This window comes from Curtobacterium sp. MCSS17_015, from assembly GCF_003234265.2.
In the GTDB taxonomy this organism is placed as follows: Bacteria; Actinomycetota; Actinomycetes; order Actinomycetales; family Microbacteriaceae; genus Curtobacterium.
On record NZ_CP126256.1, the window covers coordinates 2,017,532 to 2,039,580 of the forward strand.

At 71.1% G+C, this 22,049-nt stretch carries 22 protein-coding genes and 1 tRNA gene; 8 read left to right on the top strand and 15 right to left on the bottom strand.

Features of this window, described 5'->3' with window-relative positions; genetic code table 11:
* Nucleotides 1-56: 56 nt before the first annotated feature.
* Complete coding sequence (locus DEJ18_RS09420) at nucleotides 57-1,028, top strand: magnesium transporter CorA family protein (protein WP_111211035.1); 972 nt, start codon at nucleotides 57-59, stop codon at nucleotides 1,026-1,028.
* A gap of 12 nt (nucleotides 1,029-1,040) precedes the next feature.
* On the opposite strand, the gene DEJ18_RS09425 is transcribed toward DEJ18_RS09420, so the two are convergent.
* Complete coding sequence (locus DEJ18_RS09425) at nucleotides 1,041-2,192, bottom strand: SLC13 family permease (protein WP_111211034.1); 1,152 nt, start codon at nucleotides 2,190-2,192, stop codon at nucleotides 1,041-1,043.
* Nucleotides 2,193-2,294: 102 nt separating this feature from the next.
* Here DEJ18_RS09425 and DEJ18_RS09430 point away from each other — a divergent pair, with 102 nt between their 5' ends.
* On the top strand, nucleotides 2,295-2,495 hold the full coding sequence (locus DEJ18_RS09430; RefSeq protein ID WP_111080460.1) for a hypothetical protein: 201 nt from the start codon (nucleotides 2,295-2,297) through the stop codon (nucleotides 2,493-2,495).
* Between the two features lie 94 nt (nucleotides 2,496-2,589).
* Here the strand turns inward: DEJ18_RS09430 and DEJ18_RS09435 are convergent, their stop codons facing one another.
* Nucleotides 2,590-3,771: a mechanosensitive ion channel family protein gene (locus DEJ18_RS09435; protein ID WP_111211033.1), complete on the bottom strand. Its 1,182-nt coding sequence runs from the start codon at nucleotides 3,769-3,771 to the stop codon at nucleotides 2,590-2,592.
* A 144-nt stretch (nucleotides 3,772-3,915) separates the two neighbouring features.
* Here DEJ18_RS09435 and DEJ18_RS09440 point away from each other — a divergent pair, with 144 nt between their 5' ends.
* Nucleotides 3,916-5,469, top strand: a complete 1,554-nt coding sequence (locus DEJ18_RS09440; RefSeq protein WP_111211032.1) for an amino acid permease — start codon at nucleotides 3,916-3,918, stop codon at nucleotides 5,467-5,469.
* A 70-nt stretch (nucleotides 5,470-5,539) separates the two neighbouring features.
* The gene (locus DEJ18_RS09445) at nucleotides 5,540-5,857 is read left to right on the top strand and encodes a hypothetical protein (RefSeq protein WP_146241604.1); all 318 of its coding nucleotides are present in this window, start codon (nucleotides 5,540-5,542) and stop codon (nucleotides 5,855-5,857) included.
* Between the two features lie 176 nt (nucleotides 5,858-6,033).
* Here DEJ18_RS09445 and DEJ18_RS09450 read toward each other — a convergent pair whose 3' ends face one another.
* From DEJ18_RS09450 to DEJ18_RS09465, 4 genes are all read right to left on the bottom strand, one after another.
* Nucleotides 6,034-6,246: an SCO4848 family membrane protein gene (locus tag DEJ18_RS09450; RefSeq protein ID WP_111080464.1), complete on the bottom strand. Its 213-nt coding sequence runs from the start codon at nucleotides 6,244-6,246 to the stop codon at nucleotides 6,034-6,036.
* Between the two features lie 113 nt (nucleotides 6,247-6,359).
* A complete protein-coding gene (locus tag DEJ18_RS09455; RefSeq protein WP_111211030.1) occupies nucleotides 6,360-7,286 on the bottom strand; it encodes a hypothetical protein in 927 nt (308 codons plus the stop codon).
* Nucleotides 7,283-7,747 carry an ImmA/IrrE family metallo-endopeptidase gene (locus tag DEJ18_RS09460; RefSeq protein WP_111211029.1) on the bottom strand — a complete coding sequence of 155 codons (465 nt, stop codon included), beginning with the start codon at nucleotides 7,745-7,747 and terminating at the stop codon, nucleotides 7,283-7,285. Before DEJ18_RS09460 ends, DEJ18_RS09455 begins: the two co-directional genes overlap by 4 nt.
* A complete protein-coding gene (locus DEJ18_RS09465) occupies nucleotides 7,744-8,184 on the bottom strand; it encodes a hypothetical protein (RefSeq protein ID WP_146241603.1) in 441 nt (146 codons plus the stop codon). Before DEJ18_RS09465 ends, DEJ18_RS09460 begins: the two co-directional genes overlap by 4 nt.
* A gap of 57 nt (nucleotides 8,185-8,241) precedes the next feature.
* On the opposite strand from DEJ18_RS09465, the gene DEJ18_RS09470 reads away from it, so the two are divergent.
* Complete coding sequence (locus DEJ18_RS09470; protein ID WP_111211027.1) at nucleotides 8,242-8,892, top strand: IMPACT family protein; 651 nt, start codon at nucleotides 8,242-8,244, stop codon at nucleotides 8,890-8,892.
* 276 nt (nucleotides 8,893-9,168) lie between these two features.
* Here the strand turns inward: DEJ18_RS09470 and DEJ18_RS09475 are convergent.
* Nucleotides 9,169-9,244, bottom strand: a tRNA-Lys gene (locus DEJ18_RS09475).
* A 112-nt stretch (nucleotides 9,245-9,356) separates the two neighbouring features.
* Here DEJ18_RS09475 and bcp point away from each other — a divergent pair.
* Nucleotides 9,357-9,827, top strand: a complete 471-nt coding sequence (gene bcp, locus DEJ18_RS09480) for a thioredoxin-dependent thiol peroxidase (RefSeq protein ID WP_111080469.1) — start codon at nucleotides 9,357-9,359, stop codon at nucleotides 9,825-9,827.
* Between the two features lie 34 nt (nucleotides 9,828-9,861).
* Here bcp and DEJ18_RS09485 read toward each other — a convergent pair whose 3' ends face one another.
* The gene (locus DEJ18_RS09485) at nucleotides 9,862-10,281 is read right to left on the bottom strand and encodes a hypothetical protein (RefSeq protein ID WP_111211026.1); all 420 of its coding nucleotides are present in this window, start codon (nucleotides 10,279-10,281) and stop codon (nucleotides 9,862-9,864) included.
* Between the two features lie 266 nt (nucleotides 10,282-10,547).
* On the opposite strand from DEJ18_RS09485, the gene DEJ18_RS09490 reads away from it, so the two are divergent.
* A complete protein-coding gene (locus DEJ18_RS09490; RefSeq protein WP_022904217.1) occupies nucleotides 10,548-10,796 on the top strand; it encodes a WhiB family transcriptional regulator in 249 nt (82 codons plus the stop codon).
* A gap of 153 nt (nucleotides 10,797-10,949) precedes the next feature.
* Here DEJ18_RS09490 and DEJ18_RS09495 read toward each other — a convergent pair whose 3' ends face one another.
* A complete protein-coding gene (locus DEJ18_RS09495; RefSeq protein WP_111080471.1) occupies nucleotides 10,950-12,455 on the bottom strand; it encodes a sensor histidine kinase in 1,506 nt (501 codons plus the stop codon).
* Nucleotides 12,456-12,573: 118 nt separating this feature from the next.
* Here DEJ18_RS09495 and DEJ18_RS09500 point away from each other — a divergent pair, with 118 nt between their 5' ends.
* Nucleotides 12,574-13,080: an Rv3235 family protein gene (locus DEJ18_RS09500; protein WP_111211025.1), complete on the top strand. Its 507-nt coding sequence runs from the start codon at nucleotides 12,574-12,576 to the stop codon at nucleotides 13,078-13,080.
* A 114-nt stretch (nucleotides 13,081-13,194) separates the two neighbouring features.
* Here the strand turns inward: DEJ18_RS09500 and secA are convergent, their stop codons facing one another.
* The 6 genes from secA to mtrA all read right to left on the bottom strand — a co-directional run bounded on the left by secA (nucleotide 13,195) and on the right by mtrA (nucleotide 21,948).
* Entirely contained in the window at nucleotides 13,195-15,975 is a 2,781-nt protein-coding gene (secA, locus tag DEJ18_RS09505; RefSeq protein ID WP_111080473.1) for a preprotein translocase subunit SecA, read from the bottom strand.
* Between the two features lie 147 nt (nucleotides 15,976-16,122).
* Nucleotides 16,123-16,845 (bottom strand): ribosome hibernation-promoting factor, HPF/YfiA family, encoded by a 723-nt coding sequence (gene hpf, locus DEJ18_RS09510; RefSeq protein ID WP_258371050.1) that lies wholly within the window; start codon nucleotides 16,843-16,845, stop codon nucleotides 16,123-16,125.
* A 158-nt stretch (nucleotides 16,846-17,003) separates the two neighbouring features.
* Entirely contained in the window at nucleotides 17,004-17,801 is a 798-nt protein-coding gene (locus DEJ18_RS09515; protein WP_111211024.1) for a phosphoribosyltransferase family protein, read from the bottom strand.
* Nucleotides 17,802-17,897: 96 nt separating this feature from the next.
* Nucleotides 17,898-19,604, bottom strand: coding sequence for an LpqB family beta-propeller domain-containing protein (locus DEJ18_RS09520; RefSeq protein ID WP_111211023.1), 1,707 nt, complete (start codon nucleotides 19,602-19,604; stop codon nucleotides 17,898-17,900).
* Nucleotides 19,601-21,265 carry an MtrAB system histidine kinase MtrB gene (mtrB, locus tag DEJ18_RS09525; protein WP_258376967.1) on the bottom strand — a complete coding sequence of 555 codons (1,665 nt, stop codon included), beginning with the start codon at nucleotides 21,263-21,265 and terminating at the stop codon, nucleotides 19,601-19,603. The genes DEJ18_RS09520 and mtrB overlap by 4 nt, the downstream gene beginning before the upstream one ends.
* A gap of 5 nt (nucleotides 21,266-21,270) precedes the next feature.
* A complete protein-coding gene (mtrA, locus tag DEJ18_RS09530; RefSeq protein ID WP_111080477.1) occupies nucleotides 21,271-21,948 on the bottom strand; it encodes an MtrAB system response regulator MtrA in 678 nt (225 codons plus the stop codon).
* Nucleotides 21,949-22,049: the final 101 nt, after the last annotated feature.

Consider the following 22,049-nt stretch of genomic DNA (forward strand, 5'->3'; position numbering starts at 1 on the left):
GTGGGTCGGGCCGCCGGGGCAGGGGTGTGCACCGTCCGCTCACTAAGCTCGGCCGCATGGTGAGCACGCGCTGCTGGCAGGACGGGTCGTCGGCGGAGCGGGACTTCCCCGTCGAGCAGGTCTCCGACCTCGTCGCCCGGGACGGGTCGTTCGTCTGGGTGGACTTCACGGACCCCGAGCCCGCCGACCTCGAGCACGTCGAGGAGGAGCTCGGCATCCACGCCCTCGCGGTCGAGGACGCCGTCGAGCGCGGGCAACGGCCGAAGCTCGACCGGTACCGGGACAGCATCTTCCTCGTGGTCTACGACACCGACGGGCCGGGCGAGGACGGCGAACTCGTCACGCACGAGGTGAAGGCCTTCGTCACCCGACACGCCCTGGTCACCATCCACGGCGCCGACTTCGACACCGCGGCGGTGCAGCGCCGCTGGGACGCGAACAGCGACCTCGCCGACCACGGGGTGCCGTGGCTGCTCTGGGGACTGCTCGACACCGTCGTCGACCACGCCACCAGCGTGCTCGCGACGATCGAGCGGGACATCGACGCGCTCGAGGACGACCTGTTCGAGAACGGCGACCCCCGCGAGCAGCAGATCCAACGTCGCTCCTTCCGACTCCGCAAGGCGCTCGGGGTGCTCCGCCGACTCGTCGTCCCGACCCGGGACAGCGTCGGGTCGTTGCTGCACGGCGACGCGGAGACCATCGTCGACGGCGTCCGCCCGTACTTCCGCGACGTCGAGGACCACCTCGTGTCGATCGCCGACACCGTCGAACAGCAGCGCGACGCCGTGTCGAGCGTGCTCGAGACGAACCTCAACCTCGCCTCGAACCGGCAGAACACCGTCATGAAGAAGGTGACGAGCTGGGCGGCCATCATCGCGATCCCGACCGGCATCACGAGCTTCTTCGGGCAGAACGTGCACTTCCCGGGCGAGGGCGAGTGGAGCGGTCTCTGGGCGTCGATCTCGCTCACGGTGGCGTCGTCGCTGCTGCTCTACCGTTCGTTCAAGCGTCGCGACTGGCTCTGACGACGACGTCGGTCAGAGCCGCAGCGCGAGCACGCCCGCGACGACGGTGAGCGGCGCGACGACGCATCCGAGGGCGACGTAGCGCCCCCACGACAGGTGGATGCCCTCCGCCGTGAGCCGCGCGTGCCAGAGCAGCGTCGCGAGGGAAGCCCACGGCGTGACGAGGCACCCGGCGTTGACCCCGACGAGCAGCGCCGCGTACCGCAGGGCCTCGTGGCCCGCCGCCGGCTCGAGCACCAGGTAGGCGGGCAGGTTGTCGATCGCGTTCGCCGCCACCGCGCCGGCCCCGCCGAGCACCAGCAGGGACCCCGTGCCGGTCCCCCCGCCGACGGCCTGCACGACCGGGTCGGTGACGCCCGTGGCGTGCAGGGTCTCGACCACGACGAAGAGCCCGGCGGCGAAGACGAGCGTCGACCACGGCACCCGGGACGGGCGGAGCTCCGACGGCGCCCGCCACGCAGCGATGCCGACCAGGACCAGGGCGGCGACGACCGCCGCGACCCAGACCTCGACACCGGCGGTCAGCGCCGCGACGAGGGCGACCAGCACCGCCGACGCCGCCCAGAAGAACAGCGGGTCGGACGCCTTCCGCAGCCCGGCCGGCGTGTACCGCCCGAACAGCGAGCGACGGAAGACCACGAGCAGCACCGCGCACGGCACCACGACCCCGGCGAGCGCCGCCCACACCATGAGACCCGCGAACGGGAGCGGCCCGTCCAGGCCGATGCCGTCGACGGCGAGCAGGTTCGTCAGGTTCGACACCGGCAGCAGCAGCGAGGCGGTGTTCGCGAGCCACACCGTGGTCAGCGCGAAGGGCATCGGCGGCAGACCGACCCGACGAGCGAGCGTGATGACGATCGGTGTGAGCAGGACCGCGGTGGTGTCGATGGACAGGAAGACCGTGCACACCACCGCGAGCACGACGACGGCAGCCCAGAGCCATATCGTCCGCCCGCCACCGACCCGCGCGGCGACGTCGGCGAGCCGGTCGAACACCCCGGCGTCAGCGGCGAGCTCGGAGACGATCGTCAGCCCGAGGACGAACCCGAGCACCGGCAGCACCCGCTCGGCGAGCGCACCGAGCTCCGGGAGCGGCAGGAGCCCGAGGGCGACGCACACCGCCCCGACGGCGAGCAGGACGGCCCCGATGACTGCTTGGCGCACGATGCGACTCCTTGCTGGGATGGCCGGAGGTCCCCCTGTGCGCCCGGCGGCGCTCCAATGTAGCGCCCGGTAACGTGGCCAGGACGACGACAGGAGGAACCCGTGCGGAAGTTCATGTTCAGCGGTGCGGTGTGGGGCTCGCTCATCAGCGGCTACAGCGTGCTGCAGACGACGAGGCGTGGACCGCGCGACTGGAGGCTCGCCCTGACCTGGGTGGCCTGGCTCGCGACGACGATCGTGGCGGTCGGGACGGTCGTCGAGGACGACCGCGCGGTGAAGGCGAAGCAGCGCTCGGCTCGCTGACCGCCCCGGACGACACGACGGGAGGCCCGGTACCAGCTGGTACCGGGCCTCCCGTCCGTCCCGCGACCGGTCGGGTCGCGTCTGGGTGCGGTGGTCAGCGGCCGTCCGGCGGGACCTCGTCGGCACGGATGCCGGAGGTCTGGATCGGACCGGTGAAGAGAGCGGACCGTTCGTCGCCCTCGCCGAACAGCTGCGAGTCGTTCTCGCTCCGGGGCCCGCGTCGTGTCGGCGTGGTGGGGGTCGGGTCGGTGAGCTGCACGCGCTGCAGCGGGAGCGCTTCCGGGTGCTGGCGCTGCATCCACTCGACCATCTCCTCACGCACGTAGCACCGGAGGTCGAACAGGCCACCGGCGTCCGGGGCGGTGACGAGGATCCGGACGCGGACCAGTCCCCCGACGGCGTCCGTGACCTGGAGGACCTTCGTGCGGCCGTCCCAGATGGTGCTCGTCGCCAGGATCCGGTCGAGCTCCTCGCGCATCTCCGACGGGCTGACCCGCCAGTCGAGGTCGAACTCGACGGCGCCGAGGAGCTCACTGCTCGTCCGGGTCCAGTTCTCGAAGGGCGTGCTCGTGAAGTACGTCGACGGCAGCACGAACCGACGGTCGTCCCAGAGGTGCACGACGACGTACGTCAGGGTGATCTCCTCGATGCGCCCCCACTGCCCCTCGACCACGACCACGTCGTCGACCCGGATCGACCCGGAGAAGGCGAGCTGCATCCCCGCGAACACGTTGCCGAGCATCGACTGCGCGGCGAGACCCGCGATCACCGAGAGCAGGCCGGCACTCGCCAGGACGCTCGCACCGGCGGCCTCCACCCCGGGGAAGGTGAGCAGGATCGCGCCGACGGCGATGATAACGAGGACAGCGACGGTGAGCCGTCGGATGATGAGCACCTGGGTCCGGATCCGCCGCGCCACCCGGTTGTCCGGCACGTCGACGCGGTACTTGTGCAGCCCGAGGCTCTCGAGGAAGATCGCGAGCTCGCAGGCCAGCCAGCAGCCGACGCCGATCATCGCGATGAGGAAGGCGTGCGAGACCTCGTCCCGCCAGGGGAACCGGTCGGCGTCGCGCGGGATGCTCGTGCTGAACGCCGTCCAGAGCAGCGCGAGGAGCAGGGTGGCGCGGGTCGGGTGCTTCGTCCGTCGCGAGAGTGCGACCGCCCAACGTTCCCGCCGACCGAGCGCCCGGAACACCAGGTGCAGGACGAGTGACGCGACGGCCGTGACGAGCAGGGCGAACCCGATCGCGACGAGGAGTCGGAGGAGAATGTCCATCCGACCATCGTGACGGGTGCCCGACCGGTGTCGTCCAGCCGGCGGCCAGGGAGCGCCGGGTCCGGCAGGCCGTCGGGCGCGGTCCTGGGGTCTGCCGCGGTCGTCGGTCCGCCGGGGGTGACGACCGGCGGTAGCGTGTCGGCCATGACAGCGAAGAACGACACGGGCGTCGACCGCGCTCCGGCGAACGACTTCTCGCACGAGCAGGAGGGCTACCAGCACGGGCTGAAGCCCCGGCAGCTGCAGATGATCGCGATCGGTGGTGCGATCGGGACGGGCCTCTTCCTCGGTGCTGGTGGCCGACTCCACACCGCAGGACCCGCCCTCGCGGTGACGTACCTGATCGCGGGGGTCTTCGCCTTCTTCATCCTCAGGGCCCTCGGTGAGCTCGTGCTGCACCGGCCGTCCTCGGGGTCGTTCATCTCCTACGCGCGCGAGTTCTACGGCGAGAAGTTCGCCTACGCCGCCGGCTGGATGTACTTCCTCAACTGGGCCATGACCTCGATCGTCGACACCACGGCCGTCGCGGTCTACCTGAAGTACTGGTCGGCCTTCACCGCGGCACCGCAGTGGTTGCTCGCGCTCGTGGCCCTGCTCGTCGTGCTCGCCGCCAACATGGTGGCCGTCAAGGTGTTCGGCGAGCTCGAGTTCTGGTTCGCCCTCATCAAGGTCGCGGCCCTCGTCGCCTTCCTGGTCGTCGCCATCGTGTGGCTCGTCTTCGCCTTCCCGGTGGAGACCGGCGGCGAAGCGGTCCGCACCGGCTTCTCGATCTGGGGCGACAACGGCGGCATCCTGCCGAACGGCGTCCTGCCGGCGGTCCTCGTCATCCAGGGCGTCGTGTTCGCCTACGCCGCGATCGAGCTCGTCGGCACCGCGTCCGGTGAGACCCAGGACACCGAGAAGGTCATCCCGCGCGCCATCAACTCCGTCGTCTTCCGCATCGCGGTCTTCTACGTCGGCTCGATCGTGCTGCTGTCGATCCTGCTGCCCTACACGGCGTACAAGGATGGCGAGAGCCCCTTCGTCACGTTCTTCTCGTCGATCGGCAACCCGCAGGTCGGTGTGGTCGTCGGGTCGATCATGAACTTCGTCGTGCTCACCGCCGCGCTGTCGTCCCTCAACGCCGGGCTCTACTCGACCGGGCGCGCCCTGCACTCGATGGGCATGAACGGCTCCGCTCCGAAGTGGACGACGAAGATGTCGAAGGGCGGGGTGCCCTACGCCGGCATCCTGCTCACCGCGGCCTTCACCGTCGCCGGCGTCGTCCTCAACTACTTCGTCCCGGGCCAGGCGTTCGAGATCGCCCTGAACATCGCCAGCCTCGGGATCATCACGGCGTGGGGCACGATCATCCTGTGCCAGATGAAGCTGCGGCAGTGGGCGAAGCAGGGTCTGGCGAAGGAGCCGACGTTCCGGCTCCCCGGCGCTCCGGTCACGAGTTGGCTGACCCTGGCGTTCCTCGCCTCGGTCATCGTCCTCATGGCCATCGACTACCCGGTCGGCACGTACACGATCGCGTCGCTCGTCATCGTCATCCCGCTGCTGGTCGTCGGGTGGTTCCTGCAGCGCGACCGCATCCTGCGCATCGCGTCGCTGCGGCAGGGCGTCACCGGTCCGTACCCGATCACCGGGCGCGACCCGGCCGCGCAGGTCCGCCGCCGCGGTGACGGCACGGACGAGGTCGACGACCGGTCCTGATCCGACACCGCACCGATCCGGACGCCCTGCGGGGCGAGACGAGTCCGGCACCCGCCGGTACGATCAGCGGGTGCCGGACTCTCCTGTTCTCCCGACGCTGGACCTGCAGCACACGTGGCGAGGTGCCCTGTGCCGGGTCCGCGTGTTCCGTGACCGTGTGACCGCCGAGACGAGCTACGAGCGCGAGACGCTCCTGCCGGTCCCGATGGAGGCCGTCCAGGGGTGGCGCATCGAGGAGTGCGACGTCGACGCGGTCTGCGTCGAGTTCGTCACGCCGGAGGACGTCTGGCGGGTGCTGCTCTCCCCCGCGGACGAAGCGGTCGCCGACCTCGCGTTGCGATCGGCGCTCGGTGTGCCGCTCCCACCGGCCTCGTCGGAGCGCGGCTGACGTCGCCCAGACGCGCCCCGGTGACGAGGCACGGGATCCGTGACGGGGCCCGTCGTTCGGTGTCGTCCGCTGACGGGAGGCGCGGTGCGGGGGCACCACGGGCCTCCCGGCCGCGCTGCACAGCCGGACTGCGCGACCGTGCAGCCGGGTCGCACGCCGCCGGGGCGCGACGCTCGTCAGACCAGGAGCAGCACCGCGGCGAGGACCGAGGCGGCGGCGATCGCCAGCCCGATGAGCATCAGCACGAAGTGGACCCGCCAGAAGGTCGTCGGGCGGCCGGCGGCGTCACGGGCGCGGGAGTCCTTCGCGACGCGCTGGAAGAAGCGCGGCCAGGCGATCACGTTGAAGACGGCACCGACGATCAGGACGACTGCAGCGAAGACGAGCACCCGACGATCCTACGCCCGGGCCTCGGCCGCCCCCCACGACCGGCCGAGACCCGCGTCCACACCAGGTGTAGCACGTGCTACAGAGACTACACGCCCGGCTGGTCGTCCCGACGTCAGGTGGTCTCGAGGACCGCTTCCGCCTCGGCGAGGGTGGCGCGGTCGCCCGGGCTGAGCGGCGCGCGCTGACGACGGACGCCGTCGTTCACCTCGACGATGAGTCGACTGAGGCGGGTCGCGGGGTCGTCGGAGTCCGGGTAGTCGTTGTCGGTGCCGAGCCGGGCATGGAGCGGCGCGAGACGATGGAGGGCCTGCTCCAACGCGCGCGTCCGGCGCGCCTGCCAGAGCCGGTGACCGACGACGAGCAGCAGCATGCCGGACGCGACGAGCAGAACCGCACCCGGCGTGGTGACGTCGTACGGCAGTGCCAGGGCGTGGGTGACGTCGACCCGGCCGGCGACGTGCGCGAGGTCCATCACCGCGACGACCACCATCCGGACGACGCCGAACACCCCGCCGGCGACGAGGACCCACAGGCCGATGCGGTCGGGTGCCGTCCGGGCCTCAGCCACCCGGAGGACGCAGATGAGACCCGTCGCACCGAGCGCGACACCGAGGTAGGTGGTCTGGACGATCGAGTACACGGCAGCGGTGGGCTGGTCACCGACGGCCAGCATGAAGGTGGTGGTCGTCGGCACGGGGTCGAGCAGCACGAACGCCGTGACGACGGCGACGACCACGACCGAGCACGAGGCGATCACCGCGTTGCGCATCCACGGACGCGCCGCACCGACGGCCTTGGCGACACCCCAGAGGAGCGTGCTCGTCCCGGCGGCCATGAGGACGTCGCACACGAGTGTCAGGACGTTCCGACCGCCGAGCAGCGGGTCGACCAGTCGGGCCAGGGGGTCGACGCCGGCGACGATCGTGGCCGAGAACAGCCAGAAGGTGACCGCGAGCGTGCGGTCCTGGCCGCGCTGCAGGACGGAGAGCACGACTGCCCCGACGACGAGCAGCAGCGCCTGGACGACGGCGAGGATCACCCGAAGACCCCGCGGAACGCACTGGGACGTTCGCGGTGCCCGCGGATCAACTGCGCGAGCCGGTCGGCGAAGAGCTCGGCCTCGCGTTCGTACTCGTTCTCGAAGAGACCGCGGGCGAGCGCACGCTCGACCTTGTACTCCGGCAGGTCCGGGATGAGGCTCCGGATCGCCGCCGCCTGCGGAGCGGTCTCGTGGTGGCCGTGCAGGACGTGGCCGAGCTCGTGGCCGATGACGAACGCGCGGAACGTCGGGGACGGCGTCGGGGAGATCATCACGAGGTGCCGGTGCTCGAGCGTCGCGACGAAGCCGCACACCGGCTCGTCTGCCAGGAAGGACTCCTCACGCACCGTGATCGGCTTGCCGACGAGCTGCTCCGCTGCCGCGACGGCGTCGTCGATGCCGGTCCAGCCCGCATCGGCACCCACCTGCCAGAAGCGCTCGACCAGCGTCGGCGCCGTCACACCGCACCACCGCTGCGCGACTCCTGCTCGATGACCTCGGCGATGCGGCGGAGGGCGTCCGGGGAGAGCTCACCGGGGAAGGTCCGCGCCGCGAACCCGCTCACCCGTGCCGAGCGGATGGACCGCACCAGCGCGAGCTGCGCCCCGATGCGCTCGGGGAGCTCACTGTCCTCGAGCAGGAACCGCTCGTCCACCTCGAAGAAGCCCGCGAGCAGGCGGAGGAGCAGCGTGTCGCTGTTCCGCCGGCCGTCGCCGGACACCATGTACGTCCACTTCGCCCGCGAGAGCGATCCGCCGCGTTCGCCGACGTACTGCTCGATCTCCGCGAAGGGCACCGGAGCGCCGCGCTGCGACTCCTCGAAGTCGAGCAGCAGGTTGAGCCGTCGCGCGAGTTCCCCCACGTCGAGCACGCCGCCCTTCGGCATCGAATCAGTCATCGCCGCCCCCTTCGATCCCGTGCCCGTCAACCCTACTGCGCCGCTACCCTCGGACGGGTGTCCCGCCGGTACCCCTCTTCCGTCGCCGGTCCGGTCGAGCACGAGTTCGTCGTGTCCCGCTCCCGCTTCGTCACGCTCGCCCACCCGGCCGCCGACCCGGCCGAGGCGGAGGCCGTGATCGCCGACGTGCGCCGTCGCAGGTGGGACGCCCGTCACCACTGCACCGCGATGGTGACCGGAGTGCTCGGTGACCAGGCCAGGTCGTCCGACGACGGCGAGCCCTCGGGCACGGCGGGCGTCCCGATGCTCGAGGTGCTCCGGCGGCGCGAGCTGACCGACGTCGTCGTGGTCGTCAGCCGGTGGTTCGGCGGTGTCAAGCTCGGTGCCGGTGGGCTGGTCCGCGCCTACTCGACAGCGGTGTCCGAGACGCTCGACCGGGCCGACCTCGTCCGACGGGCAGCACGCACGCGAGTGACCGTCGCGGTCCCCCACGCGGACGCCGGACGGGTCGACAACGCCCTCCGCGCGTGGGTGCAGCGCCACGACGCGACCTCCGGCGCGACGGCCTACGGCACCGAGGCCACCTTCGAGGTGTGGGTGCCGTCGGACGGGATCGCCGCGCTGCGGGCGGAACTCGCCGCGGTGTCCGCCGGGGAGCTGGAAGCGGTCCTCGGGGAGGAACGGGTGGTGGACCTCCCAGCCGGATGAGGACAGGGGGCCGGAGGGCACGTCCTGCAGATCGGGTCCGAGTGACCGACGCCGACGGACTGCCGAGATCCGTCGCCCCGGCGCAGTCGGGCGTGTCGGGCCGATGAGCCGTTCGCGCGCTCAGCATCGTGCGCGACGGTCCGAGCAGGGGCGACCCCGCCCTCTCGGCAGGGGACCGGCCCGGGGGAACGGGCTCGGGACCGGCGGGGCGTCCGGGAACGAGGGAGACGGCGAGAACGACGAAGACCCCGACCGGATCGGTCGGGGTCTTCGGTGTGGTGCACCCCCTCGGACTTGAACCGAGAACCCACTGATTAAGAGTCAGTTGCTCTGCCAATTGAGCTAGAGGTGCGTGTCTTGCGTTGTCCTGCCGCTTCGGCATGCGCCCCGCGACGGGAATCAACAATAGCATGACTTCTGCGTGCCGTTGACCACTCGCGGCACCGGACGAACAGGAGCCCCACTTGAGCGACCGTCTCGCCGCCGGCGACACCGCCCCCGACTTCACCCTCCCCGACCAGGACGGCACGGAGCACACGCTCGCGGACCTCCGCGGGCGGAAGGTGATCGTGTACTTCTACCCCGCCGCCTCCACCCCGGGCTGCACCACCGAGGCCTGCGACTTCCGCGACAACATGTCGTCGCTGCAGGCGGCCGGGTACGAGGTACTCGGGGTCTCCAAGGACGAGCTGCCCGCACTCCAGCGCTTCCACCACGAGCAGGCCCTGAGCTTCCCGTTGCTGAGCGACCCCGACCTCTCCGTGCACGAGGCGTACGGCGCCTGGGGCGAGAAGAACAACTACGGCAAGATCGTCACCGGCACGATCCGCTCGACGATCGTCGTCGACGAGGACGGCACGGTGCAGCTGCCGCTCTACAACGTCAAGGCCACCGGCCACGTCGCGAGCCTGCGGAAGAAGCTCGGCCTGGTCTGACGAGCTCCGAGCCGACCTCCCGGCGCTGCTCCGGTCAGTCCCGACGTGCGAGCACCGCGGTCACGGACCGTGACAGCACGAGCGTGATGCCGAGCAGCGCCGGGATGAGCAGCGCCCAGCCGACGGACGCCACACGGGACTCCCCCTGGAACGCGCCGATCGCGAGGGCTCCCTGCAGGACCTGCCAGACGACGATCCCGCTGCGCACCCAGGCGCGTCCACGACGCAGCCCCACGACCATGGCACCGAGCCAGAGCGTCGCGAGGACGGCGAGCACGAGGAGCGCCACCGCCGACGCCACGCTCGCGGCCGGCGTCATGAGGAGCTCGACGAGCAGGAACACGGTCACGGCAGCCATCGCGAGGAACTCGAGTCCGACGACGACGACGAGCACGAGGAGCGCAGCAGGCCGCCTCCGGGGGACGAGTTCGTCGTCCGGGATGGTGTCAGGCACAGCGATCCTCCAGCAGTGAAACCCTTGATTTGGCCATACCAGTATGGAACGATGTTCGAGGTCGTTTGGACGGCACGATGTGGTGTGCGTCTCCCGTGGTTCGACGCTCCTCCCCCGAGCGTTCTGCGGGCGTCGAACTCTCCCCGCGCGGGCTCCTCCCCCACAGGAAGCCTCCCGTACGTCACATGAGCATGTGCAGAGTCCCGATCCCCCGAGTCACGGCCGCGGCCTGCCGTTCGAGCATCTATCGCAAGGAGCACCACCACATGGATTGGCGTGACCAGGCAGCCTGCCTCACCGCAGACCCCGAGCTCTTCTTCCCCGTCGGGAACACCGGCCCGGCCGTCGACCAGATCGAGAAGGCCAAGTCGGTCTGCGCTCGCTGCACCGTGACCGAGATGTGCCTGCAGTACGCACTCGAGAACAACCAGGACTCCGGTGTCTGGGGAGGCCTCAGCGAGGACGAGCGTCGCGCGCTCAAGCGCCGCGCCGCCCGCGCCCGTCGGGCCTCCTGACACAGCAGGACCGGCAGACCGCTCGACGCCCGCCGCGCCCCTCGGGGCCGGCGGGCGTCGTCGTGCCCGGGACCGCGCCCTCGGGCCGCGGGGCGTCGTCAGCGGGACCGCGGCATCGTGCAGTTCGTGACGGACGCCGCGGTTCCGCAGACCCTAGGCGGCGGTACCGGCCGTGAGCCAGCGGAACGGGATCGAGATGGTGACCTCGGTGCCGCTGCCGGTCAGGGTGTGCCAGTCGATCGTGCCGCCGAGTTCGCCCTGGATGAGCGTGCGGACGATCTGCGTGCCGAGTCCCGATCCGACCTTGCCCTCGGGCAGACCCACTCCGTTGTCGCGCACCTGGATCTCGATGTGGTCATCGTGCCGGTTGGCGACGATCTCGACCTCACCGTCCCGCCCGTCCAGGCCGTGTTCGACGGCGTTGGTGACGAGTTCGGTGAGGCCGAGTGCCAGCGGCGTGGCCGCCTCCGACGGCAGCACCCCGAACTCCCCCGTCTTCTTCGGGTGCACGGTCGTGTTGTGCGACGCGGCGACCTCGGTCACGAGCTTGAGGACCGAGTCGAACACCTCGTCGAAGTCCACGGTCTGACTGAGGCCCGTCGACAGGGTGTCGTGCACGACGGCGATCGCGGCCACGCGTCGCATCGCGTTCTGCAGCGAGGTCCGCGCCTCGTCGGAGTGGGTGCGGCGCGCCTGGATCCGCAGCAGTGAGGCGACCGTCTGCAGGTTGTTCTTGACCCGGTGGTGGATCTCGCGGATCGTCGCGTCCTTGGTGATGAGCTCGCGCTCCTGGTGGCGCATCTCGGTGACGTCGCGGCAGAGCACGACGGCGCCGATCCGCTCACCGTGGTCGCGGAGCGGGATCGACCGGAGCGTCACGGTGACGCCCTTCGCCTCGATGTCCGCGCGCCACGGGGCCCGCCCCGTGACCACGAGCGGCAGGGACTCGTCGACGTCGAGCTGGGCGCCGAGGAGTTCCGTCGTGACCTCGGCCAGGGACTTGCGCTCGAGTTCGCCGTCGAAGCCCATCCGGTTGAAGGCGCTCAGGCCGTTCGGGCTCGCGAAGGTGACGACGCCGTTCGTGTCGAGGCGGAGCAGGCCGTCGCTGGCACGGGGCGCGCCGCGACGAGGACCCGCGGGGGCACCGAGGTCCGGGAAGTCGCCGGTCGCGATCATGCCGAACAGGTCGTTCGCGCTCGCGGTGAAGTTGAGTTCCTGCCGGCTCGGCGTGCGTGACTCGTCCTGGTTGGAGTGCCGGGTGACGACGGCGATCGGTCGCTCGGTGGTCTCGGCGCTCTTCGCGGTGAGGCGCCGGAGCACCGGGATCGCGCGGACCCGGGTCGGGGTGTCCTCGTACCAGTCCGGCTCGGCGGAGTCGACGACGCGACTGCCGGTGAAGCTCTGGGTGACCTGGTCGCGCCATTCCTCGCGGATCTCCTGCCCGACGATGTCGCGGTAGAACAGGGTCGCGGCCGAGGAGGGACGGGCGTGAGCGACGGCGACGAACGACGAGCCGTCGGCCGTCGGCACCCAGAGCACCATGTCGGCGAAGGACAGGTCGGCGAGCAGCTGCCAGTCCCCGACGAGCAGGTGGAGCCACTCCACGTCGGCTTCGGAGGAACGGCCTTGTGCGAGGACGAGGTCACTGAGGGTCGACACCCGACAAGTCTAGGTGCGCCCCCGTGTGGACGACGGCGCGCTCTCCACAGCCTGGTACCGGCTGCGAAATGTGATGTTGCACGGCCCATACGCTCGGCCCTGACGAAAGGGGGCCGGGGTGACGGACATCGCAGAGCGCATCGACGACGAGCCGATCGGGAGGCGCGGGCACGTCAAGAGACCGGAGCACGATCACAGCCAGAGCCACGACCAGGTCGGCGACCGACGGACTGCGGACGGCACGGCAGACGCCACCGGTGCGCCGCCCGCCGATGCTGCAGCCGATCTGCCAGACGCGGGTGAGACCGCACGCTCCCTGGCCCTCTGCGTCGCCGAGATCCTCACCGGCGCCCGCGAGGTCGACACCATCTCGCGCTGGATCAGTGACGAGGTGCACCGACACCTGCAGCACCGAGCGGCGATCGCGGCCCGGGCCCGTTCGGTCTCCCGGCACAGCCACCACCGCGCCGTCATCCGGGTCGGCGGCGTCGTCCTGGACGGGCCGCGGGACGGCGTCGCGGAGGCGGCCGTCGTCGTCCACACCCGGAGCCGCGCTCGAGCGGTCGCGATCCGGCTCGAGGTCCGCAACGGACGCTGGCGGGCAACGGCCATCGGTGTGCTCTGAACGGGGCGCGCTGAGCGGGGCGCGCCCCGGCACCGCCTCTGGTGCCGTCGGGGACGACGGACGGGAGGCCCGGTACCAGCTGGTACCGGGCCTCCCGTCGTGTGCCGTGGTGCGTCAGCCCTTCTTGGCCGCCGCCCGGCGCTCGGCGCGGTTGCTCGCGTCGGCCTGGCCCGAAGCGGTCGCTGCGGACCCGAAGGCCGAACCCTGCTCGGGGCCGGCGGCCTCCTGCTCGGCCTGGGCGCGCTGCGCGCGAGCCGTGGCGGCCTGCTCGAGCCGACCGGCTTCGTCGCGGACCTCGACCTCGCCGTCGATCGACGGAGCGGAGTACTCGAGGCCGGCGTTCTCACCCTCCTCGCCGAGGCCCTTCGCCTCGATGACGGCGTTCTCGCCGTCCGACTGGACCTGCACCTCGAGGTTGAAGAGGAAGCCGACCGACTCCTCGCGGATCTGGCCCATCATCGTCTGGAACAGGGCGTAGCCCTCACGCTGGTACTCGACGAGCGGGTCACGCTGCGCCATCGCACGCAGCCCGATGCCGTCCTTGAGGTAGTCCATCTCGTAGAGGTGGTCGCGCCAACGGCGGTCGATCACCGAGAGGACGACGCGACGCTCGAGCTCACGCATCGCCTCTTCACCGAGGGCTTCTTCACGCTTCTGGTACGCGAGCTGAGCGTCGGAGAGGATCTCGCGGGCGAGGAACTCACGCGTCGCCTTGCCCTTCGAGCCGGCCTCGGTGATGACCTCGTCGATGGTGATCGAGATCGGGAAGAGCGTGCCGAGCTCGGTCCACATGGCGTCGAGGTCCCAGTCGTCCGGGGAACCCTCGCCGGTGTGGGTGTCGATGACGTCGTCGACGACGCTCTTGAGGAACGACTGCGCGCGCTCGTGCAGGTCGTCGCCCTCCAGGATGTGCCGGCGGTCGCTGTAGATCGCCTCGCGCTGGCGGTTCAGGACGTCGTCGTACTTGAGGACGTTCTTGCGGATCTCGGCGTTGCGGCCCTCGACCTGCGCCTGCGCCGAGCGGATCGCGCGGCCGACGAGCTTGTTCTCGATGGCCAGGTCGTCCGGGACGTTCCCGCGGCCCATCAGGCTCTCGGCGGCACCGGAGTTGAACAGGCGCATGAGGTCGTCGGTGAGCGACAGGTAGAAACGGCTCTCGCCGGGGTCGCCCTGACGACCGGAACGACCGCGCAGCTGGTTGTCGATGCGACGGGACTCGTGGCGCTCGGTTCCGAGGACGTAGAGGCCGCCCGCGTCGCGGACCTTCTCGCTCTCCTCTTCCACGGTGGCCTTCATCGCCGAGAAGACCTTGTCCCACTCGGCTTCGTACTCCTCCGGGGTCTCGGTCGGCGACAGCCCCTTCGCGTGCATCTCCTGCACGGCGAGGAACTCCGCGTTGCCGCCGAGCATGATGTCGGTTCCACGACCGGCCATGTTCGTCGCGACCGTGACGGCGCCGGCGCGTCCGGCCTGGGCGACGATGGCGGCTTCGCGAGCGTGGTTCTTCGCGTTGAGGACCTCGTGCTTCACGCCCTTCTTGGCGAGCAGCTTCGACAGGTACTCGGACTTCTCGACGCTCGTGGTGCCGACCAGGACCGGCTGACCCTTCTGGTGGCGCTCTTCGATGTCGTTCGCCACCTGCTCGAACTTGGCCTGCTCGTTCTTGTAGACCAGGTCCGTCTGGTCGATGCGCTGCATCGGCCGGTTCGTCGGGATCGGGACCACGCCGAGCTTGTAGGTCGACATGAACTCCGCCGCCTCGGTCTCGGCGGTACCGGTCATGCCGGAGAGCTTCTGGTACAGGCGGAAGTAGTTCTGCAGCGTGATCGTGGCGAGGGTCTGGTTCTCGGCCTTGACCTCGACGCCCTCCTTGGCCTCGATCGCCTGGTGGATGCCCTCGTTGTAGCGACGTCCCATCAGGATGCGGCCGGTGTGCTCGTCGACGATGAGCACCTCGCCGTTCATGACCACGTAGTCCTTGTCGCGTTTGAACAGGGCGACGGCCTTGATCGAGTTGTTGAGGAACGAGATGAGCGGGGTGTTCGCCGACTCGTAGAGGTTGTCGATGCCGAGGTAGTCCTCGACCTTCTCGATGCCGGGCTCGAGCACGCCGACGGTGCGCTTCTTCTCGTCGACCTCGTAGTCCTCGCCCGGGGTCAGCCGCGTGGCGATGGACGCGAACTCCGTGAACCAGCGGTTCGCCTCGCCCGAGGACGGGCCGGAGATGATGAGCGGCGTGCGGGCCTCGTCGATGAGGATCGAGTCGACTTCGTCGACCACGGCGAAGAAGTGGCCGCGCTGGACCATGTCGGACGCCTGCCACGCCATGTTGTCGCGCAGGTAGTCGAAGCCGAACTCGTTGTTCGTGCCGTACGTGATGTCGGCTGCGTACTGCTCACGGCGCTCGGCCGGCGACTGACCTGCGACGATGCAGCCCGTGGTCATGCCGAGGGCACGGAACACGCGGCCCATGAGCTCCGACTGGTACGACGCGAGGAAGTCGTTGACCGTGATGACGTGCACGCCACGGGACGGGATCGCGTTGAGGTAGGCGGCGGTCGTCGCGACGAGGGTCTTGCCCTCACCGGTCTTCATCTCGGCGATGTTGCCGAGGTGGAGGGCGGCGCCACCCATGAGCTGCACGTCGAAGTGCCGCATGCCGAGCGTCCGCTTCGACGCTTCCCGCACGGCCGCGAAGGCCTCCGGCAGGAGGTCGTCGAGGGTCTCACCGTTGGCGTACCGCTCGCGGAGTTCGGTCGTCTCCTCGAGGAGCTCCTCGTCCGTCAGACTCGCGAAGTCGTCCTCGAGGTCGTTGATGGCCGAGGCGTACGCCTTCAGCCGACGGAGGGTCCGCCCTTCACCGATGCGGAGGACCTTCTCCAGCACGTTTGCCACGTGAGCTCCTTACGAAGTCGTCGTGCGCGGTCCGCGCGCCCGATCAGCCAGTCATGCTAGCAACCCCCCGCGGCCCGGCGCTGGGAGCAGCACGAGTGCGCACGGCCCGGGTGGACCGTGCGCACTCGAGGGCCGTGCTGCCGGGGACTACGCGCTCGCGGGCGAGGTCTCCTCGACGAGGACGTGCTCACTCCCCCGGGCGTCGGCGCCCGGGTTCTCGTCGATGCCGATGACGCCGTAGTCCCAGCCCTTCCGTCGGTAGACAACGCTCGGGCGGTGGGTCTCCGAGTCGACGAAGAGGTAGAAGTCGTGCCCGACGAGCTCCATGTGGTACAGCGCGTCGTCGACGGTCATCGGGGCGGCCTCGAACACCTTCTGGCGGATCACGACCGGCGAGTAGGCCGCGTCCTCGTCCTCGTGGTCCGTGCCCTGGTCGGCGTCGACCACGGGCACGGCGCCGGTGGCGACCTCCTCGATGAGCTTGCCGTCGGCGGGCTCCACGCCCATGCCCTCGAAGCCGGCGCCCGCGGCCTCGGCGACGGACGTCGGGCGGTGCCGTCCGCGGTGCACCTTCTTGCGGTCGCGAGCACGACGCAGGCGCTCGGCGATGCGGGCGAACGCGAGGTCGAACGCCGCGTACTTGTCCGACGCCGCGGACTCGGCCCGGACGAGCGGCCCGGGTCCGATGAGGGTCAGTTCGACGCGGTCCTCGCCCTGCGCCCCGCTGCTCTTCTCGTGGTGCCGGCTCACTCGCACCTCGAACGCGAGGGCCCGGTCGGCGAGCGCGTCGATCTTCTCGGACTTCTGCTCCACGTAGGTCCGGAATCGGTCGGTGACCCCGACGTTCCGGCCCGTGATCGTCACGTCCATGGCGGCTCCCATCCACATTCGGCGGTTCGCCTCCGTCCGGCGAACACCAACGCCTTGCCGCGAGGCTAGACCCTGCCGCCCGAGCGGGTACGCGAGCTGCGCGGGAGGCAGCACACGCCCACCCGATGCCCAGGGGACGTCCGGCTCGTGCACCACGCTCACGCCTCCACACTGGCGATCGCGACGCACCGGACCACGCGGCCGCCGGCCACCCGCACCGCGCGGACGGCTTCGGCCATCGTGACGCCGGTGGTCACGACGTCGTCCACGACGACGACGTCACGACCGCCGACCTGCCCGACGAGTCCCGCGGCGCTGAGCGTCCCCACGGTGGCGGCGACCCGCTCCAGGGCGGTGCGCTCCTTCTGCCCGGTCGGGATCCGCGGTCCGGACGCCAGGGTGCCGGGACCGGTTTGGGCCGCCGCCACGTCGTCCACACCGGACCGGGCCCGCGGAGCGGTGAGCCGCCGGAGTGCGGGAGCATGCCGGACCCCGGCGCGGCGCAGCACCGTGACGACCGGGTCGAAGCCGCGCCGCCGGTGACCGCGGGCCGACGGTGGGACCCGGAGGACGACCGCACCCGGTGCCGCGGCGAGCGCCGCCCGGACGAGGTCCGCCGTACGGCGGGTCAGCGGACCGACGACGTCGACGCGTCCGCGGAGCTTCCACTCGAGGACGAGCGTGCGGACGAGTCCCTCGTACTCGTACGCCGCGTCGAGTCGGACGCCCGCCACCAGGCGCGTGCGCCCGGGCAGGGCGGCGAGGGCGGACCGGCACACCGGGCAGAGGGCATGGTCGGGGTGACCGCACCCGGCGCACACGACGGGCAGGAGCAGGGCGAGGACCGCGACGAGGGCGTCTCGCCAGGGCCGGGACACCTCGCCCCGCGGTACGGGAACGGGTGCGGGTACGGCGGCGGCCGGTGCGCCGCCGGGCGGTGGCTGGTGGTTCGACACGACACGATGCTCGTGGAACGGAGCGCCGGACGCCGAGGCCGCCCGGACAGCTGTGGACGGGCTCGGCGTCCGGGACGTCCGTGGAGGGCAAGTGCCTCAGCGCTGGACGCCGAGGACCGACGCGGCGACGCCCGTGGTGTCCCACCCACCACCCGTCGACTGCAGCACGGAGCCGTCCGACATCCGGAGCAGCAGCGCGCTGCCGCTCCCCCCGGCGATGGCGGTCGCGGTGCCGTCGGGCTTCGCGAGCGTCTCCGACTGCCCGCCGACCGTCGTCCGGACGACGCTGGACCCGGTCTCCGTGCGGCCGACGGACGCGACGTCGAGCTCGTCCACCCAGGTCGCGCCGACGGGGTCCCCGGCGGCGGCCTGGACGCGCACGGGCGGACCGAGCGAGGTCGGCGCCCGGTCGGAGCCGCGCGTGATCGCCAGCACGTAGAGGGCGGCCCCGTCGTCGGTGTCCAGGAGCGCGAGCGCGCGGGTGGAGTCCCGCGACACCTCGAAGGACACGAGCCGACCCTCGGGCAGGGTCGAGGTGACCTGGTGCGGGTCGCCACCGAGGCCGTACGCGGCGATGGAGCGGGGGTCGGAGCGCTCCGCGACCCACACGAACCCCTGGTCGTCGATCGAGGGCGGCACGAGGCCGCCACGGGTGTCGACGCGGAGCGGGTCCTTGCCGCTGCGGACGACGAAGACGCCGTCGCGGTTGCCGACGGCCGCGACCGTGCCCGCGGCGGAGAGTGCGAGCGACGCCGGCTCGAGGTCGGCGATCCGACCGCTCATCCCGCCGCCGAGGCCGGTGACCTCTCCCGTGCTCGGCGTCGCGAACCCGGCGACGCCGTCCTGCACCACGAGGGGCCTGGCGTCGACGTCCGGGTTCCGCTGCGCGCTCGTGCCGCTCGAGTCCGGCAGGGGCACCGAGACGCCCTCGACGGTGAGGTCGACGGAGGAGACCGTGGCGATGGAGGACAGCGAGTCCGTGAGCTGCTCACGCATCCGGACCTTCTCGACGGTGCTCGCCCGGAGCGCCTCGCTGGAGAGGTCGACCTGTGCGCTGCCGCTCTCGATCGTGACCGCGTTGAGGGAGAGCTGCGTGCCCTCGGGGAACGACGAGACGACGGCGCCCTCGAGCCACTCGGCCGGCCCGGCGAGCAGGGCGCTGACGATGCGGGTGCTCGTCGACGAGCGGGCGAGGAACCACCGCTCGTCGGGCACGAGGTAGCGGTACGTCGGGTCGTAGAAGTAGAGCGCGTGCGGTTGGAAGACCGAGACGAAGTTGACCGGGGACAGGATGATGCCGTCGGGGGCGTAGGCGATCCGCCACTCGCCGTCCTCACGGGTGAACTGGAAGGTGAGCGTCGACGAGGTCGGGCGGACCGCCTGGGTGTACTCGCCGTCGGCGTCGACCGATGCGCTGGCGGTGAGCGTGTAGGTCAGCTCGCGGGTCCCGACGCGCTCGACCTCGCCGTCGCCCTGGCGGACCGTGACGCCCTGGCGCGGGTTCCACTTCTGGGAGAACCCGGCGCTGAGGAACTCCCGGGCGACCGCGTAGTCGTTCTGGGCGCCGGTGGCTGCGTCGATGAACTGGGTGAGCAGTTCGGTCTGGTCGGACCCGGCCTCGGGTCCGGAGGGTCGGTAGTCGACGCCGCCCGAGGGCGACTCGTCGGTGATGGACTTCCCGGCCCGCACCGGTCCGGACTCGGGGATCGCCGCGCACGCCGTGACGCCCAGGAGCGTGAGGGCGGCGAGCGCCGTCGCGAGGGCCCGCCGCACGCGGTGTCCGGTGCCGGTGGTCCTGCTCATGGTCGGTCCTCCGATGCGGTCGGTCCGTCGTACGACTCGTCGAGCGCGGGCAGCGGGATCGCCGACGTCGGGGGCGCTTCGCTGCTGCGGCGCGGCAGGACCAGCACGAACGCCGAACCCTCGCCCGGTCGCGACCAGACGTCGATGCGCCCGCCGTGCAGTTGGGCGTCGCCCAGGCTGATGGCGAGCCCGAGCCCGGTGCCGCCGATGGTGCGCTTGCGGCTGGGATCCGCGCGCCAGAACCGGTCGAACACCCGGGCGGTGTCCTCGGGGGGCATCCCGACGCCGCGGTCGCGCACCGCGATCGCGACCGATCGCGAGTCGCTGTCGACCACGACGTCGACCGGGCGACCGTCGCCGTGCTCGATGGCGTTGCCGACCAGGTTCCGGAGCACCCGCCGGATGCGACGACCGTCGAGCTGCATGGTGGTGTGGCCGCCCGGGGTGGCGAGGCGGAGCTCGATGCCGGCCCGGTCGGCGAGCGGACGGAACTCGTCGACGATGTCCGCCGTCAGCGCCGCCGGCACGACCGACTCGGTCTCGAGTTCGACGGCCTGGGCGTCGTAGCGCGAGATCTCGAGCAGGTCGGCGAGCAGCAGCTCGAACCGGTCGACCTGGGCGTGCAGCAGTTCGGCCGAGCGCGCGGCAGATGGTTCGAAGTCGTGCCGGGCGTCGTACAGCAGGTCGCCGGCGAGCCGGATCGTGGTGAGCGGGGTGCGGAGCTCGTGGGACACGTCCGACACGAAGCGCTGCTGCACGCGGGAGAGCTCGGCGAGCTGGGTGATCTGCCGACTGACCGCGTCGGCCATGTCGTTGAAACTCCGGGCCAGGGTCGCGATGTCGTCCTCACCCCGGACCGGGATGCGCTCGTCGAGGCGCCCGGCGGCGATCTTGCGGCTCGTCTCGGCGGCGCCACGGATCGGCAGGACCACGAGCCGCACCACGAGGGACGTGACGAGGGCGATGAGGACGATGAGGGCGACTCCGCCGATGGAGAGCGTCTGCGACACGAAGTCGAGGGTCTGCTGCGCGTCGGACAGGTCGTAGACGAGGTACAGCTCGTACTGCCCGGCGCTCGGGATGTCGAGCGTCGACCCGACGGCGAGCCCGGGACCACGGCCGTCGGGTCCGTCGAGGCGCACCGGCTGCAGACTGAGTTCCCCGGTGTCGGCCGCGACCCGCTTCCGGAGCTCGTCGGTGATGACCGCGTCCGGGAAGCCGGTGCTCGCGACGTTCTGCAGGATCTGCGGGGTCCGCTCGCCCGGCGTCCGCTCGATGGCGATGCTCGTGCCGCCCGGGCTGGTCGTGTTCGAGAGGATCGCGTTCTGCGCCTCGCTCTGCAACGACTCGAGTTCGGTCTGGTTGTTGTCCTCGGCCGCCGTCGCGGCGTCGAAGATCCCCTGCGCGACGATGGTGGCCCGTGCCGACTCCGCCTCGATCTGGTCGCGGCGCTGCGCGTACACGTTGTTCGAGATGCTCACCATCACAGCGGTCCCGATGACCGCCACCGCCAGCCCGGTGGTCGCGACGGTGATCGCGACCGAGCGCACCATCAGCGAGCGGCGCCACAGGTAGGCGATCCCCCGCCAGATCCGACGGAGCCAGTACCGGGCCCGCCGGCGCGTCCGGCGGAACGGCACCGGGACCGACGTCGACGGCACGGGCGTCAGCTCTGCGCGCCGGCCCGGTACCCGACGCCGCGGACGGTGGTGACGATGCGCGGGTTGTCCGGGTCGTGCTCGATCTTCGCGCGGAGCCGCTGCACGTGGACGTTCACCAGGCGGGTGTCCGCCTTGTAGTGGTAGCCCCAGACCTGCTCGAGGAGCATCTCGCGCGTGAAGACCTGGCTCGGCTTCTCGGCCAGGGCGCGGAGCAGGTCGAACTCGAGCGGGGTGAGGGCGATCGGCTTGTCGCCGCGGCGCACCTCGTGGCCCGGTACGTCGACGACGAGGTCCCCGACGTGCAGGACGGTCGCGTCCGAGGCGGTCGGGCGCAGTCTGGTCCGGATCCGGGCGACGAGCTCCTTCGGGTTGAACGGCTTGACCACGTAGTCGTCGGCGCCGTTCTCGAGGCCCGCGACCACGTCGGCGGTGTCGCCCTTCGCGGTGAGCATGATGATCGGCGTGCCGCTCTCGGCACGGATCCGCCGGCAGACCTCGATCCCGTCGATGCCCGGGAGCATGACGTCGAGCAACACGAGGTCGGGCTTCGTGGCGTGGAACGCGTCGACGGCGTCGTTGCCGTCGGCGCTGAAGTCGGGCTCGTAGCCCTCCGAGCGGAGGACGATGCCGATCATCTCGGCGAGGGCCTGGTCGTCGTCGACGACGAGGATGCGCGGTGTCATGGGATCCGGACTCCGAGGGGCAGGTCGGGGGTGCCCAGGGACGGGCACGCTCCGCTCACGATAGCCGAGCCCTCGTCGGCACAGGTTTTCCGACAGGATGG